Origin of the sequence: Vibrio sp. 1562 (assembly GCF_033340155.1) — a bacterium.
GTDB classification, from domain to species: domain Bacteria; phylum Pseudomonadota; class Gammaproteobacteria; order Enterobacterales; family Vibrionaceae; genus Vibrio; species Vibrio alginolyticus.
The window spans coordinates 48769-65743 of sequence record NZ_JAWOVY010000019.1 but is presented as its reverse complement, the minus strand read 5'-3'; the positions used below and the strand labels follow the sequence as shown (position 1 = coordinate 65743).

At 45.4% G+C, this 16975-nt stretch carries 14 protein-coding genes; 3 read left to right on the top strand and 11 right to left on the bottom strand.

The features are described from left to right. Positions 1–108: 108 nt before the first annotated feature. Together R7Z49_RS17940 and queC are read left to right on the top strand one after the other, a co-directional pair. Complete coding sequence (locus R7Z49_RS17940; protein WP_318111880.1) at positions 109–447, top strand: helix-turn-helix transcriptional regulator; 339 nt, start codon at positions 109–111, stop codon at positions 445–447. A gap of 67 nt (positions 448–514) precedes the next feature. Next, on the top strand, positions 515–1171 hold the full coding sequence (queC, locus tag R7Z49_RS17935; RefSeq protein WP_005377298.1) for a 7-cyano-7-deazaguanine synthase QueC: 657 nt from the start codon (positions 515–517) through the stop codon (positions 1169–1171). A gap of 310 nt (positions 1172–1481) precedes the next feature. On the opposite strand, the gene queE is transcribed toward queC, so the two are convergent. Further along, the gene (gene queE / locus R7Z49_RS17930; RefSeq protein WP_005377296.1) at positions 1482–2132 is read right to left on the bottom strand and encodes a 7-carboxy-7-deazaguanine synthase QueE; all 651 of its coding nucleotides are present in this window, start codon (positions 2130–2132) and stop codon (positions 1482–1484) included. Between the two features lie 216 nt (positions 2133–2348). Here queE and R7Z49_RS17925 point away from each other — a divergent pair, with 216 nt between their 5' ends. Then, entirely contained in the window at positions 2349–3158 is an 810-nt protein-coding gene (locus R7Z49_RS17925) for a Cof-type HAD-IIB family hydrolase (RefSeq protein ID WP_017821691.1), read from the top strand. A 160-nt stretch (positions 3159–3318) separates the two neighbouring features. Here the strand turns inward: R7Z49_RS17925 and R7Z49_RS17920 are convergent, their stop codons facing one another. The 10 genes from R7Z49_RS17920 to R7Z49_RS17875 form a co-directional block, all read right to left on the bottom strand. Next, entirely contained in the window at positions 3319–4764 is a 1446-nt protein-coding gene (locus R7Z49_RS17920) for a bifunctional NUDIX hydrolase/phosphatase PAP2 family protein (protein ID WP_017633779.1), read from the bottom strand. A 385-nt stretch (positions 4765–5149) separates the two neighbouring features. Next, positions 5150–6481, bottom strand: a complete 1332-nt coding sequence (locus tag R7Z49_RS17915; RefSeq protein ID WP_186585011.1) for a trypsin-like serine protease — start codon at positions 6479–6481, stop codon at positions 5150–5152. Positions 6482–6672: 191 nt separating this feature from the next. After that, a complete protein-coding gene (locus tag R7Z49_RS17910; RefSeq protein ID WP_005377290.1) occupies positions 6673–7152 on the bottom strand; it encodes a GNAT family N-acetyltransferase in 480 nt (159 codons plus the stop codon). 189 nt (positions 7153–7341) lie between these two features. Further along, a complete protein-coding gene (locus tag R7Z49_RS17905) occupies positions 7342–9219 on the bottom strand; it encodes a propionyl-CoA synthetase (RefSeq protein WP_186585010.1) in 1878 nt (625 codons plus the stop codon). A gap of 77 nt (positions 9220–9296) precedes the next feature. After that, positions 9297–10493: a 2-methylaconitate cis-trans isomerase PrpF gene (gene prpF, locus R7Z49_RS17900; RefSeq protein ID WP_186585009.1), complete on the bottom strand. Its 1197-nt coding sequence runs from the start codon at positions 10491–10493 to the stop codon at positions 9297–9299. Between the two features lie 9 nt (positions 10494–10502). Continuing rightward, a complete protein-coding gene (acnD, locus tag R7Z49_RS17895; protein ID WP_186585008.1) occupies positions 10503–13094 on the bottom strand; it encodes a Fe/S-dependent 2-methylisocitrate dehydratase AcnD in 2592 nt (863 codons plus the stop codon). 156 nt (positions 13095–13250) lie between these two features. Then, positions 13251–14393: a 2-methylcitrate synthase gene (gene prpC, locus R7Z49_RS17890; protein ID WP_053307033.1), complete on the bottom strand. Its 1143-nt coding sequence runs from the start codon at positions 14391–14393 to the stop codon at positions 13251–13253. A 131-nt stretch (positions 14394–14524) separates the two neighbouring features. Continuing rightward, positions 14525–15421, bottom strand: coding sequence for a methylisocitrate lyase (gene prpB / locus R7Z49_RS17885; protein WP_005388185.1), 897 nt, complete (start codon positions 15419–15421; stop codon positions 14525–14527). Positions 15422–15433: 12 nt separating this feature from the next. Beyond that, positions 15434–16147 (bottom strand): GntR family transcriptional regulator, encoded by a 714-nt coding sequence (locus tag R7Z49_RS17880; RefSeq protein ID WP_005388183.1) that lies wholly within the window; start codon positions 16145–16147, stop codon positions 15434–15436. A 264-nt stretch (positions 16148–16411) separates the two neighbouring features. Beyond that, positions 16412–16810: a GFA family protein gene (locus tag R7Z49_RS17875; protein WP_053304399.1), complete on the bottom strand. Its 399-nt coding sequence runs from the start codon at positions 16808–16810 to the stop codon at positions 16412–16414. Positions 16811–16975: the final 165 nt, after the last annotated feature.

Sequence of the window (16975 nt, the reverse complement as noted above, 5' to 3'; positions counted from 1 at the left end):
ACAGACACGGCCTTGGCGACCTCGGCAATAACTAAGCATTACTTAGTATACACAAATCAGAAAAACTAAGATAATCTTAGTCATCCAAGTCCTTCGTATGAACTTTAAGTGTTGTTTGATAATCCACTCCCAGCCCGCCTTAAGCATGCGCGTAAACAAGCGAATCTATCCCAAAAAGCACTGGGCATCCGTATCGGCATGGATGATAGTTCTGCAAGTGCAAGGATGAATCAATACGAAAGGGAGCGCCATACTCCCGACGTAAAAACGCTCAAACTTATCGCAGATGAGCTAAACGTGCCTCTAAACTATTTTTTTTGTGAAGATGAAATCACCGCTGAACTTGCTGTGAATCTCCACAAGCTGTCAAATGATGACAAGCAAAGAGTGCTTGAGAGCACAGCCCAGCTGATTGCGGACGCAATCGCCACGAAGTCGAGTACGTAATTGGGATTAAACGCCTAAGAATACGTATCAATACCAAAGAATCAAAGAGCATAACTAAGGGTTCAACATGGCTACAACAAAAGCACTTGTGGTTTTTTCCGGTGGGCAGGACTCTACGACCTGCTTAATCGATGCATTAAATACATATGATGAGGTTCATGCTATAACGTTTGATTATGGCCAGCGTCATTCAGATGAAATAGATATCGCTATCGAATTAGGTAAGCAACTTAACATCAAAAGCCACAAAGTCCTGGATGTAAAATCAATTAATGAGTTAGCGATAAGCTCGCTGACAAGAGACAACATTCCGGTATCTAATGACTTAAGCGACGCTAACGTACCCAATACATTCGTTCCAGGGAGAAACATTCTCTTTCTTACTTACGCATGTATCCATGCTTACCAGCTTGGCATTCAAGACATCATTACGGGAGTCTGCGAAACAGACTTTAGTGGTTACCCTGACTGCCGAGACAACTTTATTCGCTCTCTAAATCTCTCTTGCAATTTAGGTATGGATAAAGCCTTCAACATTAAGACTCCTTTAATGTGGCTTACTAAAGCAGAGACCTGGGCTCTAGCTGATAAGCACAATATGTTGGAGTTTGTCCAAAACAATACGTTAACATGTTACAACGGAATCGTTGGTAAAGGCTGTGGTGAATGCCCAGCGTGCCTACTGCGACAAAGCGGCTTAGAAGAATACTTAGCGAGCAAATAGTCTTTGTTAGCGGTAATAGCGCTGGGATAAAACCTTTTGCGTTAGCTTCTAAACGTTTTATCTCAGCGTGAAACTCCAGCCAACAGAGCTTCATTTTGATGCCGCCAGATTGGTGGCATCAATTAAATGCGAAACGATTGTCGAACCAAAGATAGCACTACACCACAACAGCCAACACTGCTTAGCTTTTACAACGCTATAAATTGCTTAGATATATCGACAATGTTTCGATAGCAAAGCTACCAACGGCATTACTCGCGAAACCGGGATTAGATAGAAAAGCTACCTCGAATGATGACGAGTCTCTCGTCTAAGCAATACTCAAATATTTATGAGTTTGAACAGACAAACGCCAATTGCGGGCAATGCACGTATCAATACACAATTGCGTAGCACGAGGCTTCTGGCTAATTGGTTGTAGTGCAATGATAGTCTCAGCCGCTACGTTCGCATTTGCTAAAAGGTCATCAAGGTGGTCGATGTCTTTCTGGGTGCCGACTGGATGCTTAATCTCATTTGCCCGCTCTAACGCGCTATTAAGCACTGGTAATTTACCTTTCATTGCTACTTTTGGTGACACTGTCACCCACGTATTTTCTGAAGTAATCACTTCTGATGTGCCACTGGTTTCAATTTGGCATTGGCACCCCATATCTTCAAACGCCTTTGTTAAAGGGCGCAGATCATAAATACAAGGCTCTCCACCAGTAATCACGATATGCTTAGCATTAAAGCCTTGCTGTTGATATTGCTCTACGATGTTCTCGGCAGATGCAACACACCACGTCGGAGAGTCTTCCGTTTTCACCAGAATATCGCCTATTTGACGTTGATCATTCTCATCTGCATACCACGTTTGTTTGGTATCGCACCATGAGCAACCAACCGGACACTCTTGAAGCCGAACAAAAACAGCAGGGACTCCAGTGAAAACCCCTTCCCCTTGGATGGTTTCAAACATCTCATTTAGCTTATACAACGCAGAACTCACTCAACTCATAACATTTCGAGGCGAAGACCATAATGGACACGCGTGTCTAGGTCAATTTAAACCAAAAATTAATTGTTAAAATAGACCATTTTGTAGTTTCATAGCGTAATGAATATAGGTTTCTGGTTAACGTTAAACCAAGCCTTATTCACTGACAGCTCCCAAAAAACTTTAAGGTAAGAAATGATGTATAAACTGATCGCACTAGATATGGATGGCACGCTACTCAATAGTGATAAAGCCATTTCTGAAGAAAACAAACAAGCGATCGCAAAAGCTCGAGAAGCAGGCGTTACTGTCGTTCTCGCTTCTGGTCGCCCATTAGAAGGAATGCAAGACAAGCTCGACGAACTGAATATCCATTCCGATCGAGATTTTGTTCTTTACTACAACGGTTCGATGGTCAAGAACGTAGGCACAAACGACATCATCCACCAGCAAATCATAGATGGTAAAGCTGCAAAATTGGTGGCGCGAAAAGCCGAAGAGCTAGGTGCGTACGTCCATGCTTTTAGTCAAGTTCATGGTTTAATCACCAACGAACACAACCCTTACACCGATATTGAAGCAAAGATAAATGGCTTAAATGTCACCGAGATGAACTTCGAATCACTAGAAGACGATCATCCAATCATCAAAGCTATGATGGTTGCAGAGCCAAGCAAACTAACAGAAGTTATAGCAGCACTGCCAGCTGAAATGCGCGAAGCGTTTACGGTTGTTCAAAGCGCTCCGTTTTTCCTTGAGTTTCTTAACCCTGCGAGCAACAAAGGTATTGGTGTTGCCGCAATTGCCGAGTATCTGGGAATTAAACCGGAAGAAGTTATCTGTATGGGTGACGCAGAAAATGACCACCACATGCTGAAATACGCTGGCCTTGGTATCGCGATGGCAAATGCAATGGAAGAAACCAAGCAAATCGCTGACTACATTACGGCAAGTAATGATGAGCACGGTGTCGCTAAAGCTATAGAAAAGTTCGTGCTCAATGCATAGCCCTTTCCGCCATGTCTGTTGCGTTAAGCTTCTTACGTTTAACACCCCTAGCCGTCCAAGATAGGCAAGCGGCGTTGTTCGTGGACTAAACGTGTAAAAGCCTTGCTGTAATGCAAGGCTTTGTTTTTACTCAAATACTAATAGATAACAAATACAGCCATCAATCTAGCAACGTTTTGCTCGGTTGGTTTTCACAAGTCAGCTTCCTTGCAAGCAGCATAAATAACAACATTAATAATGGATAATGTAACGTCGACAAGACTAATGACCACAAACCGCTAAACGATACGATATTAGCCGAGTACAAATAGAGTTGATCAACAAGCAACAATGCCAGCGTCACAAAGATCATCTGCCGAGTATCTAAATGTGCTTTCGACTCTTTAAATGTCATGACCAACGCTGATGCAGTGATTAAAATTGCTAACCAGCGACCAAACACAGGTAATGGCCAGATGACGGAGATGACCGATGTTGCCGCAGTCATAATGAACCAGACGCCTTTTGAGCTTAGAACTTGATCAACGTTCACATCTTGATTTGTCTCCAGTCGAAGAACATGCCAAGCCACCAAGCTGCCTAACAGCGCGCCAAATAACATATCTAAAATAAAGGCACTGCCGAGGAAAAACTTACCTAACACCACAGTAAGAGTGATGAACACGAAGACTGCCGTTGTTCCATTCAAACCAAAATACTGGGTTCTATGAAACAAGAACGTCAGCACACAAAACCACACAGCGATAGGCAAGCTAGGAAAACTAAAGCCAAAGCTGTGCGTTAACTCCATCATTGGTATATAGACATGTGGGCGCGGTAGCGAAAAGCCTTGTTGAGCGACAAGCACCATAAGCGACGTTGCACTAATTGCGAAAAAGAGTCGGTACACAAACCGGCTACCAAAGCGCATCATGGCAAAAGGAAATAGAAAGAGTAGTACCGTCGGTTCTGTCAGATCTATAACGAGTTTCGAGATCTGACTAGCTACCTCGTAACTCGTTTCTGACAACGCCCCTACCCAACTCTGTAAATCTATCAGCCACGCCAATTCAACCTGACGAAATGAAGGCGCGGATTCGATCAACTGAGTCACATAAGATACTGATTGCTTGGTAGCTTGATCAAAAAACTGAGTGGCTTGTGGCCATTGCTCAGGATAACGATATAAAGATGATGGTAATTCAGATGGGCTAAGCAACATCGCTGACGCAACTTCTACTCCATAATGAGGGGCAAACCAAATAGGCAGTTCATTTCCACCTAAAGAATTATTCATAGAAAAAGCGATAATGTCAGAGTCTGATATACAGTCGTAAAAAACCGCAGTGTCCGTTCTGCCAAGCTCCTCTCCAACCGTAACCACTATACCGGTTTCTTCCCACGTTTCTCGTTGAGCAGCAACTTGTGGAGACTCACCATCAATAATGGTTCCGCCAGGTAGAGAAATCTTATCCGTTAATACTTCATGAACTAGCACTAACTTGTCATCAGCGCGAACAATACAGAGCGCTCCTTTAACTTCGCTCGCAGTGGCTTTAGCCGTAGAGATCGGTGAAACAGGTAACAAAATAAAACAAAGGATGAGTAATAACAGCTGTCTCAACACAAAATATGACCTTAAATAAACATAATGATAACCAATGAATCATGGCAGTTAATCTTATCTTTTTCGACAAAAATTAAGTAACGAGTTATGCCAAACTGAGTTGATCGCGTAAAACCTGATCTCAACGCTCACTGGAGAATAATTTAATGCAAACCTGACAAAAATCAGACAAAACATAAAATGTTGATCGCAATTCTGCCAGTTATATAAAGATAACGTCAGGAAAAAGTCATACACATTTTGTGGGTTCTCATAGTTGACACAATAAAAAAGGGCTTATTATTCGCAAACAATAAACCCCAGTTATGGTAACTATGTACTGATCGTTGAAACCAAGAATGAATCTTATCTCATGGTCAACGAATCAAATTCACTGGCCCGATCGTTAGTTAGACTTGCAATTCGCATCGCCGACTTTTTGCCAAACACCCCAAGGCCCTGAGTCTGCTGGATTATCACCTTGAGTCCACCACTGCGCTTGCCAAACTTTACCATTCCAAGTAACCGTATCTCCTTTGAGATACACTAAGCTGGCTTGCCATACAGTTTTACAGCTATCTGTGGGAGGCGTTGTCACCGTTTTCGCTTGAGCGGATACTAACGCTTGGTATTGTGTGCTGGTCTTATCAACGTTGAAGTTCAAAACCACTCTTGCTTCTCCGCTCTGAGTAGCACCAAATTCAACATCAATACGACAACTTGCATTCATTGCTAACGTCGCCTGAGAGCACTGATCATTGGCAATAACAGCTGCATCAGTAACACCCGAAGCAAACGCGCGAACATTTTCCACAGTGAAGGTGGTGTTCCCTGAATTCTGGATAACAAAGCTATGTTGCTGTAACTCCCCAACATTAAATGATGCCAGTGTCTGTTCGGTGGTGTATCCAACAGAAACATTCTCTTTTGGTGGTGTTACTGTTCCGATAACACCATCGACAAAATTGCGCATAGCAGCGATATCGCTATAAACCCCATACATACCAGGACGAGCACAACCTATTCCCCAACTGACCACACCAAGTTGAGTAATTACACCACTGCGATTAATGACGATTGGACCACCACTATCTCCCTGACAAGAATCTATCCCACCTTGAGGAATACCAGCACAGAATGACACTTCTCCAACCGTTGTGTAGTTGCCACCGGCTTGACGGCAAGTCATATCCGACACAAGTGGGACGTCAACCTCTTGCAATCGAGACGGAGAGCTTCCTCCTTCAGAAGTTCGCCCTAAGCCAGCAACACTAAGCCAATCTCCGATGCTCGCGTATTGCGTTAGACTACCATTCGCAATCTCAACTGAAGAAACAGCTTGAGGCACAGAGTCGAGCTTCAATACCGCGAGGTCATGAGAAAGCGTCGCGCGGCGATATGCCGGGTGCATATGGATCTCACTGACGTTTGCACGAACACCATCACTACCGTTATAAACAACGCCACCGATTTTAACCGCAATCTGACTCGGAGAATCACCCTCAACACAATGTGCAGCAGTCAGGACGTAACCATTCCCGATATAACTGGCCCCACAATACGATCGGTTACCATAACGACTAACAATTTGGGTGTAGAATTTCCAGTCACGTGGGTCGGCAGTTACTCCGCCTACGATCTGGGGTTGGATAGTGTGATTTTGCGTCTGTGACAAATCATCAGCACTTGCGAACATTGGCAAAACGGCTAAAGCAAGTAACGATTTTGTTAGTTTCAAAATATTGTCCTCTTGTTTTTGTAAGCACGATCCTCGTGCTACTAATAAACAAGCAGACAAAAACGCCGATACCAATGTAGGTGCATATCAATTTGTTAACATTGCGAGTAGCTTATAGAGAAAAGTCTATTGACGAACTGAATGATTTCAATTCGATCGAACCTAAATCACAATATTAAAGTTAAATACGATTATTCGTTCAGCGGTTTTCTTAAATAGTGGATATGGTGTGCAAATCCTTGTTTTTCATACAAAGATATTGCGCCCTGGTTAAAATGCCATACTTCAACAAACATCTGTTTTGCACCGTAATCAGAGAACGTTGACTCAATTTTATTAATCAAAGCCTGCGCCGTACCTTGTTTTCGATATTCAGGCAGCACATAGAGCTCATCCACGCTTCCCATCATAACTGGCTGGCTGACGGTAGAAATAAGTTCACAGAAGTGACCAGAAATAAAGCCAATAATTTCATCTCCTTGTTTTGCTACGTAAACAAGGCACTCAGGGTCATCAATATATCGAGCAATGCTTTTTTCTTGTTCTATCTCCTCTGCCGTTTTGAAAAGCTCAGGAGATTGAAGATGATGCTCATCATGAAGCTCGAACATAAGATCGTTGAGCAACTCTAGGTCGCTAAAACACGCAGGTTTAATCGCAAACGTGGTCATACAAAGGGTCACTAAAAATGGAATGGCTGTAGTTTGTGAGGAAAACGTCGTATTGGCAAGTCACAAATGCTTTCACGATACGTTTGTACTGTTTGAGCAACAAAAAAGCCCCTGTACTTAATAAACGTACAGAGGCAGAACCAACCTACAGAGTTCGAGGATCAGGGGTTAGTTAGAATTGAGTTTTTCTCAGCGTCGTAGCACTCGCTCAATTTCGTTCAAGCTACTTGGGTCATCAATCGTTGACGGAACGGTGTATTTTTCACCATCAGCTATTTGACGTATAGTTCGACGCAAAATTTTACCTGAACGTGTTTTCGGTAAACGGTCTACAACCAACGCATGCTTGAAGCAAGCAACTGCACCTATCTCACTACGCACTTTGCCAACAAGCTCACCTTCAAGGTCTAGCTCATCCACTTTGACGCCGTCTTTCAGTACAACAAAACCAAGTGGAAGCTGACCTTTTAGATCATCGTGGATACCGACCACCGCACATTCTGCAATCGCTGGGTGGCCTCCTACTATTTCTTCCATTTCACCTGTCGACAATCGGTGTCCCGCGACATTAATCACATCATCAATACGTCCCATAATAAACAGGTAACCGTCTTCATCCAGATAGCCACCATCACCAGACACGTAGTAGCCTGGGAACTGGCTAAGATAACCAGTTTCAAAACGGTCATGATTACGCCAAACCGCTGGCAGACAACTTGGTGGTAGCGGACGTTTTAATGCGACAAAGCCTTGTTGGTTAGGCCCGACAGCCTCTCCAAGTTCATTCAGAATTTCGACCTGATAACCCGGAATGGGCTTCGTCGAAGAACCAGCTTTAACTGGCATCATTTCGACACCTGTCGGGTTGCCAGCGATGGCCCAGCCCGTCTCGGTTTGCCACCAGTGGTCAATAACGGGCTTGTCCGCTTTGCTCTGAACCCACTCCAGTGTCGGAGGGTCAAGGCGTTCTCCCGCCATAAAGATGTTTTTCAGATTCGACAAGTCGTACTGTTTTAAGTGCTCGCCTTCCGGGTCCTCTTTCTTAATCGCACGAAACGCCGTTGGTGCAGAGAACAACGCATCTACTTTATATTCATCACACACTCGCCAAAATGCGCCAGGATCCGGTGTTCGAACAGGCTTGCCTTCGAATAGGATAGTAGTGCAACCGTGAATCAGTGGGGCGTAAACAATGTAAGAGTGCCCTACTACCCAGCCCACATCAGATGCCGCCCAAAAGACGCCATCTTGAGGAATGTTATAGATTGCGCTCATGGAGTACTTCATCGCGACAGCATGGCCACCGTTATCACGCACAACGCCTTTCGGCTTACCTGTCGTGCCCGATGTATAAAGTATGTAGAGCGGATCGGTTGCTAACACCGGAACACAACCATGTGGCAGCGCTTGTTTGTACTCTCGCAGCCAATCTAAGTCTCTTTCTTGGTTTAGCTCAGCGTCGCACTCTGGACGTTGGAAAACAAACACTTTCTCAGGCTTCCAACGGCTGTCCATAATGGCTTTGTCTACCATTGGTTTGTATGGAATGACTTTGTTGATCTCAATCCCGCACGACGCCGTCATGATCACTTTCGGCTCTGCATCTTCAATTCGTACAGCAAGCTCATTAGGTGCAAAACCACCGAATACTACGGAATGAATCGCCCCCAAACGCGCGCAGGCAAGCATCGCCATTGCGGCTTCTGGGATCATCGGCATATAAATAACGACTCGGTCGCCTTTTTCAACACCTTGAGCAGACAGCATGCCAGCAATTTTTGCTACTTGGTCACGTAGATCGCTATAGGTGTACGTGGCTTTACGACCTGTCACTGGCGAGTCATAAATGAGTGCAGTATTATCACCGCGTCCTTGCTCGCAATGGTAATCTAATGCTAACCAGCACGTATTCATTACACCATCTGGAAACCAACGTTCTATGCCGTTTTCATCAGATTTCAAGATAGTTTTAGGAGATTCAAACCAATCGAGATTCTCCGCTTGAGCGCGCCAAAAACTCTCCGGTTCATTCTTCGCCCATAAGTATTCTTTTTCGTATGAAGACATATTGCTTCCTCCAGTATGTCCTGACATTGCTCTCGTTCTACTCAAAGATCGCTCTTTTAATCCAAAGATCGTCTCTTTTAATCGAAGACATAGAAGGGTACACGCACAAATCCCTCCATCAGTATTCTCGCACTTCGGCTCATAATGGCTTTTTGCACCACCCAGCCCTGCTCAGTTTGCTTCGCTTGTGCCCCAACTTTTAACGTTCCTGACGGGTGACCAAAAGTCACGGACTCTTTTTCACCGCCACCAGCGGCTAAATTCACTAACGTTCCGGGCACACACGCAGCAGAAGCAATAGCAACGGCTGCTGTTCCCATCATTGCATGATGTAGCTTGCCCATCGACAGCGCGCGAACGAGCACATCAATATCCGACTCATTAACGGCTTTACCACTTGAAGACAGGTAACTTTTCGGTTTAGAAACAAACGCTATTTTCGGCGTATGTTGGCGTGTTTGAGCTTCTTCTAAATCAGAAATCAGGCCCATTTTTAACGCGCCATATGCGCGGATGGATTCGAACATCGCTAATGCTGTGTCATCGTTGTTGACATCGTCTTGCAGCTCGGTGCCCTGATATCCTATCGATTCAGCATCAATAAAAATGGTTGGTATGCCCGCGTTAATAAAGGTCGCGTTGAACGTACCCACATCCGGCACCACCAAATCATCAACTAAGTTGCCCGTTGGGAACATACTTCCTTCGCCATCGGAAGGATCAACAAAATCCACTTGAATCTCTGCCGCTGGAAACGTGACACCATCGAGTTCAAACTCTCCGGTTTCTTGGACGAAACCATTGACGATTGGCACGTGAATCAAAATCGTTTTGCTTATGTTCACTTGCCAAACACGCACCGTCACAATGCCATTGTCTGGAATACGGTCTTGTGGGATCAGACCAGCATGAATGGCGAAAGGACCGACAGCGGCAGACAAGTTGCCGCAGTTACCACTCCAATCGACGAATGGTTTGTCGATCGACACTTGGCCAAATAAGTAGTCAACATCGTGATCGGCTCTGCTGCTGCGCGAAACAATCACTGTTTTACTGGTGCTTGACGTCGCGCCCCCCATGCCATCAATTTGCTTCGCGTAAGGATCAGGGCTGCCAATAACGCGTAGCAACAGTTTGTCACGTGCGGCTCCAGCCACTTGCGCTTCTTGAGGTAAATCCTCTAGGTTGAAAAAGACACCTTTACTCGTGCCGCCACGCATGTACGTCGCGGGCACTTTTATTTGGCTTGTTTGATTCGGAGTATTATTTGACATACGCACTCCTTATTGTGCCAAGAAATCTTGCGCGAAACGCTGCAGAACACCGCCCGCGTTGTACACGTGAACTTCGTCAGCGGTATCTAAGCGACAAGTAACCGGAACATCGACTCTATCGCCGTTGCTGCGTGTGATAACCAGCGCTAAATCAGCGCCCGGCTTGATTTCTCCAACCACGTCGTAAAGTTCCGTACCATCCAGCTCTAGCGTATTGCGGTTAACGCCTGGCTTAAATTGCAGTGGTAGTACGCCCATGCCAACCAAGTTAGTACGGTGAATACGCTCAAAGCCTTCAGCAACAATGGCTTCTACGCCTGCCAGTCGAACGCCTTTTGCTGCCCAGTCACGGGATGACCCCTGACCATAGTCAGCACCTGCAACAACAATCAGTGGTTGCTTGCGGTTCATGTAGGTCTCAATCGCTTCCCACATGCGTACAACCTGACCTTCCGGCTCGATTCGCGCCAGAGAACCCTGAACCACTTCACCGTTCTCTTTCACCATTTCGTTAAATAGTTTCGGGTTAGCAAAGGTCGCGCGTTGCGCCGTTAAGTGGTCACCACGGTGAGTCGCGTAAGAGTTGAAATCTTCTTCTGGCACACCCATTTTCGCTAAGTATTCACCTGCTGCGCTGCTTGCGAGAATCGCGTTGGATGGTGATAAGTGATCAGTGGTGATGTTGTCGCCCAGAATCGCCAATGGACGCATACCAGACAATGTTCTTTCTCCCGCTAGCGCACCTTCCCAGTACGGTGGTCGGCGGATGTAGGTACTCATCGGACGCCAGTCGTACAGCGGGTTGGGATTTTGCTCTTGATCATTCAGCTTAAACATCTGAATGTAAACTTGCTTAAACTGCTCAGGTTTAACATGAGTACCGACAACTGCATCGATCTCTTCATCGCTTGGCCACAAATCATTGAGATAAATTGGTTTGCCGTTTTGGTCCGTGCCAAGCGCATCGCGCTCGATATCAAAACGAATTGTACCGGCTAGTGCATAAGCGACAACCAATGGTGGTGAAGCCAAGAAAGCTTGTTTGGCGTACGGATGGATTCGACCATCAAAGTTACGGTTACCAGAAAGCACCGCTGTCGCATATAAATCACGGTCGATGATCTCTTGTTGGATTTTTGGATCCAGCGCACCACTCATACCGTTACAAGTTGTACATGCGTAACCAACAATGCCAAAGCCAAGCTTCTCTAGCTCTGGTAATAAGCCCGCTTCTTCCAGATACAAGCGTGCAACTTTAGAACCCGGAGCAAAAGACGATTTCACCCACGGTTTACGTACAAGACCAAGTTCGTTGGCTTTCTTCGCCACAAGGCCAGCAGCAACCACGTTTCTTGGGTTACTGGTATTCGTACATGAGGTAATAGCAGCGATGATCACTGCACCATCTGGCAACTCGCCTTCTTTCTCTTCCCACGCTCCAGAAATGCCGCGCTGTGCCAACTCAGAAGTTGGTAAACGACGATGAGGGTTTGACGGACCAGCCAAGTTACGGCTAACTGATGATAAATCGAACTCTAGTACGCGCTCGTAAACGGCGCTATCAAGATCGTCTGCCCAAAGACCGGTTTGTTTTGCGTAATTTTCTACTAGAGCAACTTGTTCTTCATCTCGACCAGTTAGTTTCAAGTAATTGATGGTCTGCTCATCAATATAAAACATGCCAGCTGTTGCGCCGTATTCTGGTGTCATGTTTGAAATCGTTGCGCGGTCTCCGATCGTTAGATCACGTGCGCCTTCTCCGAAGAATTCAAGATATGAAGATACCACACGCTCATTACGCAGAAACTCAGTAATCGCGAGGACAATATCCGTTGCGGTAATGCCCGGTTGACGTTTACCCGTCAGTTTGACACCGACAATATCTGGTAGACGCATCATTGATGGTCGGCCAAGCATGACGGTTTCTGCTTCCAGACCACCGACACCTATCGCAATAACACCAAGAGCGTCTACGTGAGGCGTATGACTGTCCGTACCCACACAGGTGTCTGGGTAGGCAATGCCCTGCTTTGCTTGTACCACAGGAGACATTTTTTCCAAGTTGATTTGGTGCATGATGCCATTCCCAGCTGGAATCACGCTGACGTTTTCAAACGCTGTTTTACACCACTCGATAAAGTGGAATCGGTCTTCATTACGGCGCTCTTCAATCGCGCGGTTTTTGTCGAAGGCATCAGGGTCAAAGCCCGCATGTTCAACCGCTAAAGAGTGGTCAACGATCAATTGTGTCTCAACCACTGGGTTCACTTTTGCAGGATCGCCGCCCTGATCTGAAATGGCATCGCGCAGACCCGCTAAATCGACTAGAGCGGTCTGACCAAGAATGTCATGACAAACAACGCGTGCTGGATACCAAGGAAAATCAAGATCGCGTTTGCGTTCTATTAACTGTTTCAGGCTATCTTTCAATGTGTTCGGGTCACAGCGACGGACCAGTTGCTCAGCTAGCACGCGAGAGGTATAAGGGAGTGTTTCATAGGCTCCAGGAGAAATGGCATTGACGGCTTCGCGTGCATCAAAATAATCCAGTTGAGTTCCCGGAAGCGGCTTACGATATTGGGTATTAATATTTGTGTTCATGGTTTGCTTCCATTCAGTCTTTACATCTTGCCTTCATCAAGGTTTTCTATTGCTCCAGAAACACAGTGATGAGAGGTTCTCCTTCCTCTGTTAGAGAGAATGACAAAGGAAGGAGGTGGTCAACCAAAGCATATAATGCCCTCGTTGACCTTCGCGCTAGCGATTCTCGATAGGCACCCATTCTTGATGATCTGGGCCCGTATAATCGGCACTTGGGCGAATAATACGGTTATTGGCACGCTGTTCATAAACGTGTGCAGCCCAGCCCGTTAAACGACTCATCACAAAGATTGGGGTGAATAGTTTGGTTGGAATGTCCATGAAGTGGTAAGCCGATGCATGGAAGAAGTCCGCATTACAGAACAGACCTTTCTCTCGCTTCATCACTGATTCAACACGCTCAGAAACCGCATATAGATGTGTATCACCAACTTGTTTCGATAGCTCTTTGGACCAGCGTTTTATTAAGGCGTTGCGAGGGTCACTTTCACGATAAATCGCATGACCAAATCCCATTATCTTGTCTTTATTGGCTAGCATTTTCATGATGTTCGCTTCCGCCTCATCGGGCGTTTGCCAATCTTCAATCATTTCCATCGCCGCTTCGTTTGCGCCGCCGTGAAGTGGTCCACGAAGCGTACCGATTGCTGCCGTGATACAAGAATGGATGTCTGACAACGTTGATGCACAAACGCGTGCTGCGAATGTAGAAGCATTAAACTCATGTTCAGCATAAAGAATGAGCGAGCAATGCATCACTTGTTTGTGCAGCGCAGATGGCGCTTTGTCTGTAAGTAATCGCAAGAAGTAACCACCGATGCAATCTTCAGTCTGATCCTCGGTGTTGATACGCACGCCATCATGACTAAAGCGGTACCAGTAACAGATGATGGCAGGGAACAAGGCTAGCATACGTTCGGTTGCTTTCAGTTGCTCCTCGAAGCTCATTTCCTGCTCTAGGTTACCCAATACAGAACAACCCGTGCGCATTACGTCCATTGGGTGTGCGCTTGCAGGAATCAACTCTAAAGCTTGTTTTAGCTCGGCTGGCAAACCTCTAAGGCTGAGTAGGTATGTCTTGTACGCATCAAGTTCTTGTTGATTCGGCAAGTGACCGCGTAACAGAAGATGAGCCACTTCTTCAAACTGTGCGTTGTTCGCAAGATCAGTAATATCGTATCCACGATAAGTTAAACCAGTTCCCGTTTTTCCGACAGTACATAAAGCTGTGCTTCCTGCGCTTTGACCACGAAGGCCTGCGCCACCTAATTCTGCTTTCTTTTCTGCAGTTTGAGACATTGTTTGAACTCCTTTTCTGTCTGACTTTTCCCTCTCTGGGGTGTTTTTAGCCAAACGAATTTCACGTTATTAGATGAGATAAATTCCGATTATCTTTTTCTTGGGCTTCCGTCTATTTTTGCTTTTCCCCGCTATTTCCCTTCAGAGAATAACTGGTCAAGTTTGTCTTCGTAGTCGTGGTAATTCAGGTGCTGATACAACTCTTTACGTGTTTGCATCGAATCAACCAGTGCTTCCTGATTACCCACTTCTAGCAAATGTTTGTAGACCGTTTCAGCAGCTTTGTTCATGGCACGGAACGCACTTAATGGATAAAGCACCATGTCCACTTTTGCTTTCGCTAGCTCATCGCAGCCATACAGCGGTGTCGCGCCAAATTCTGTAATATTCGCTAGAATAGGAACGTGCTTTCCGGTCGCTTGCTCAAGCGCATTTGAGAACTGAAGGTACTGGTCCAGCTTGTTCATCGCTTCTGGGAAGATCATGTCTGCGCCAGCTTCCACACACGCAATCGCGCGCTCGATTGCGCTGTCCATGCCTTCAACAGCTAACGCGTCAGTACGAGCCATAATCACGAAACTTTCATCATTGCGTGCATCAACCGCGGCTTTTACACGATCAACCATCTCTTGCTGGCTGACTATTGCTTTGTTCGGACGATGACCACAACGTTTCTGTGCGACTTGGTCTTCCATGTGCACCGCTGCCGCGCCCGCTTTTTCCATCGCTTTGATCGTGCGAGCAATGTTAAATGCACCGCCAAAGCCCGTGTCGATATCAACCAAAAGAGGCAAATCACATGCGTTAGTAATACGGTCAACATCAACCAAAACGTCGTTTAATGTTGTGATACCGAGATCCGGCAATCCGTATGACGCATTTGCGATACCGCCACCAGACAAGTAAATCGCTTGGTGACCCAAGTTTTTTGCCATCATGGCGCAATACGGGTTTATAGTGCCGACAATTTGTAGTGGATTATTTTGTTCAATGGCGAGTCTGAATTTCGCTCCCGGTGTTAAGCTCATGACGAATTCCTTCTAGTCTTTGTCTAAACTTTCTGCATGTATAATTTGAGATTGGATGAGCTTTCGACTTCCTGATATGTGTCTTCTCATCAACATTTCTGCAAGCTCTTCATCGCGATTGCGAATGGCTTCCAAAATGAATTTGTGTTCGGTGAGCGCCTCATTCGGGCGAGATTGTGCACGTGGCGACTGGTAACGATACATCCGTAATAAGTGATAGAGTTCATCACACAGCAGAGATATTAACTTACTGTTTCTGCTCGCTTGGATGATGCGATAGTGAAAATCAAAGTCACCATGTTGATGGAAGTAAGACGCGCCTTCCATTTGGTCTATATGCTTGGAGTGTGTCGACAATAGCATTTCCAAGCTTAAGAGCTCTTCTTGCGTAATGTGTCGCGCAGCTAACCTTGCCGCCATGCCTTCCAATGCTTCTCGAACGGCATAAAGTTCTATCAGCTTTTCCGGAGAAAAAGTGGTCACTCTAGCCCCAACATGAGGAATTCGCTCGATGAGCCCTAGCCCCTCTAAGCGCATCAATGCTTCACGCAAAGGCCCACGACTGACTTGATATTTCTTTGCTAGCTCAGGCTCTGATATCTTATGGCCAGGCTTCACGTCGCCATTAACAATGACTTCAATGAGTGTTTCGGTCAGCGTTTCGGATTTGGTGTGTTCTTTCTCAGAACCCAGCACTTTATAACGAGCTTTCAACTCAGAGTTCATATTCAGATACTCTTGTTACCGACATCGAAATGTCTACAATTTCTTAACCTGAATATAAAGTAGTCGATCAAAGTGTCGACAATCAAGCAAATTGTCGACAATTTAGACTAAGGTCGTAATTTAAATTGGCCTAAAATGCCTATTAAGTGCCGTTTTTAGCAGAAATAAAGAATGGTGAGTTCACATTGTCGACAACTTATAAACCTTTAAGCTTATGATCTAAAAACTAAAAGCTCAGCTTTCGAACAATAATCGGATAAAAAACTATTCTTTAGGTACAAATTGATCAAAGACTTGTTGCGAAGTCATCTTTTGTGAAGCGGAATTGAGGTCATAATAAGCTGGCTTTTCATCGGTAAAAATCTCTAAAGTGAGTTTGAAATCTGGGTTATCGAACAAACCAGCGGAAAGAATGTACTCACCTGTCGGCAACAAATGATAGAAAAGGTTTGTGCCGCATTCGCCACAAAAACCTCTCACCGCCCAGTCTGACGACTGATAACGTTTAGGTTCGCCACCTTTAAACGTCACGTTAGGCCCACAATGCACCGCATGAAGTGCGCCACTCGACCATTTTCGACACATAGAGCAATGGCACAGGCTAACCTCATTTTTAACCTCAGCGATGACTTCAATTGCGCCGCACAAACACGTCCCTTTCATTCTATTTTCCTCGTTCATTTTCCGTCATTTTATTATGGCCTACCAAAGCGTAAAGCCGCGTGACCTAACACCAACTTCTCGCCGTGAACTTTATGAACAAAATAACCGAAATGCTCAATATTCTCTTTATATCTCTTTTACAGACAGATATTTAACACTTAATTA

Coding starts and splice junctions, on each gene's coding strand:
- queE (WP_005377296.1), bottom strand. CDS start 2,132: ATGTTTGAAACCATCCAAGGGGAAGGGGTTTTCACTGGAGTCCCTGCT.
- R7Z49_RS17925 (WP_017821691.1), top strand. CDS start 2,349: ATGTATAAACTGATCGCACTAGATATGGATGGCACGCTACTCAATAGT.
- R7Z49_RS17875 (WP_053304399.1), bottom strand. CDS start 16,810: ATGAAAGGGACGTGTTTGTGCGGCGCAATTGAAGTCATCGCTGAGGTT.
- acnD (WP_186585008.1), bottom strand. CDS start 13,094: ATGAACACAAATATTAATACCCAATATCGTAAGCCGCTTCCGGGAACT.
- prpF (WP_186585009.1), bottom strand. CDS start 10,493: ATGTCAAATAATACTCCGAATCAAACAAGCCAAATAAAAGTGCCCGCG.
- R7Z49_RS17910 (WP_005377290.1), bottom strand. CDS start 7,152: ATGACCACGTTTGCGATTAAACCTGCGTGTTTTAGCGACCTAGAGTTG.
- prpC (WP_053307033.1), bottom strand. CDS start 14,393: ATGTCTCAAACTGCAGAAAAGAAAGCAGAATTAGGTGGCGCAGGCCTT.
- queC (WP_005377298.1), top strand. CDS start 515: ATGGCTACAACAAAAGCACTTGTGGTTTTTTCCGGTGGGCAGGACTCT.
- R7Z49_RS17905 (WP_186585010.1), bottom strand. CDS start 9,219: ATGTCTTCATACGAAAAAGAATACTTATGGGCGAAGAATGAACCGGAG.
- R7Z49_RS17880 (WP_005388183.1), bottom strand. CDS start 16,147: ATGAACTCTGAGTTGAAAGCTCGTTATAAAGTGCTGGGTTCTGAGAAA.
- prpB (WP_005388185.1), bottom strand. CDS start 15,421: ATGAGCTTAACACCGGGAGCGAAATTCAGACTCGCCATTGAACAAAAT.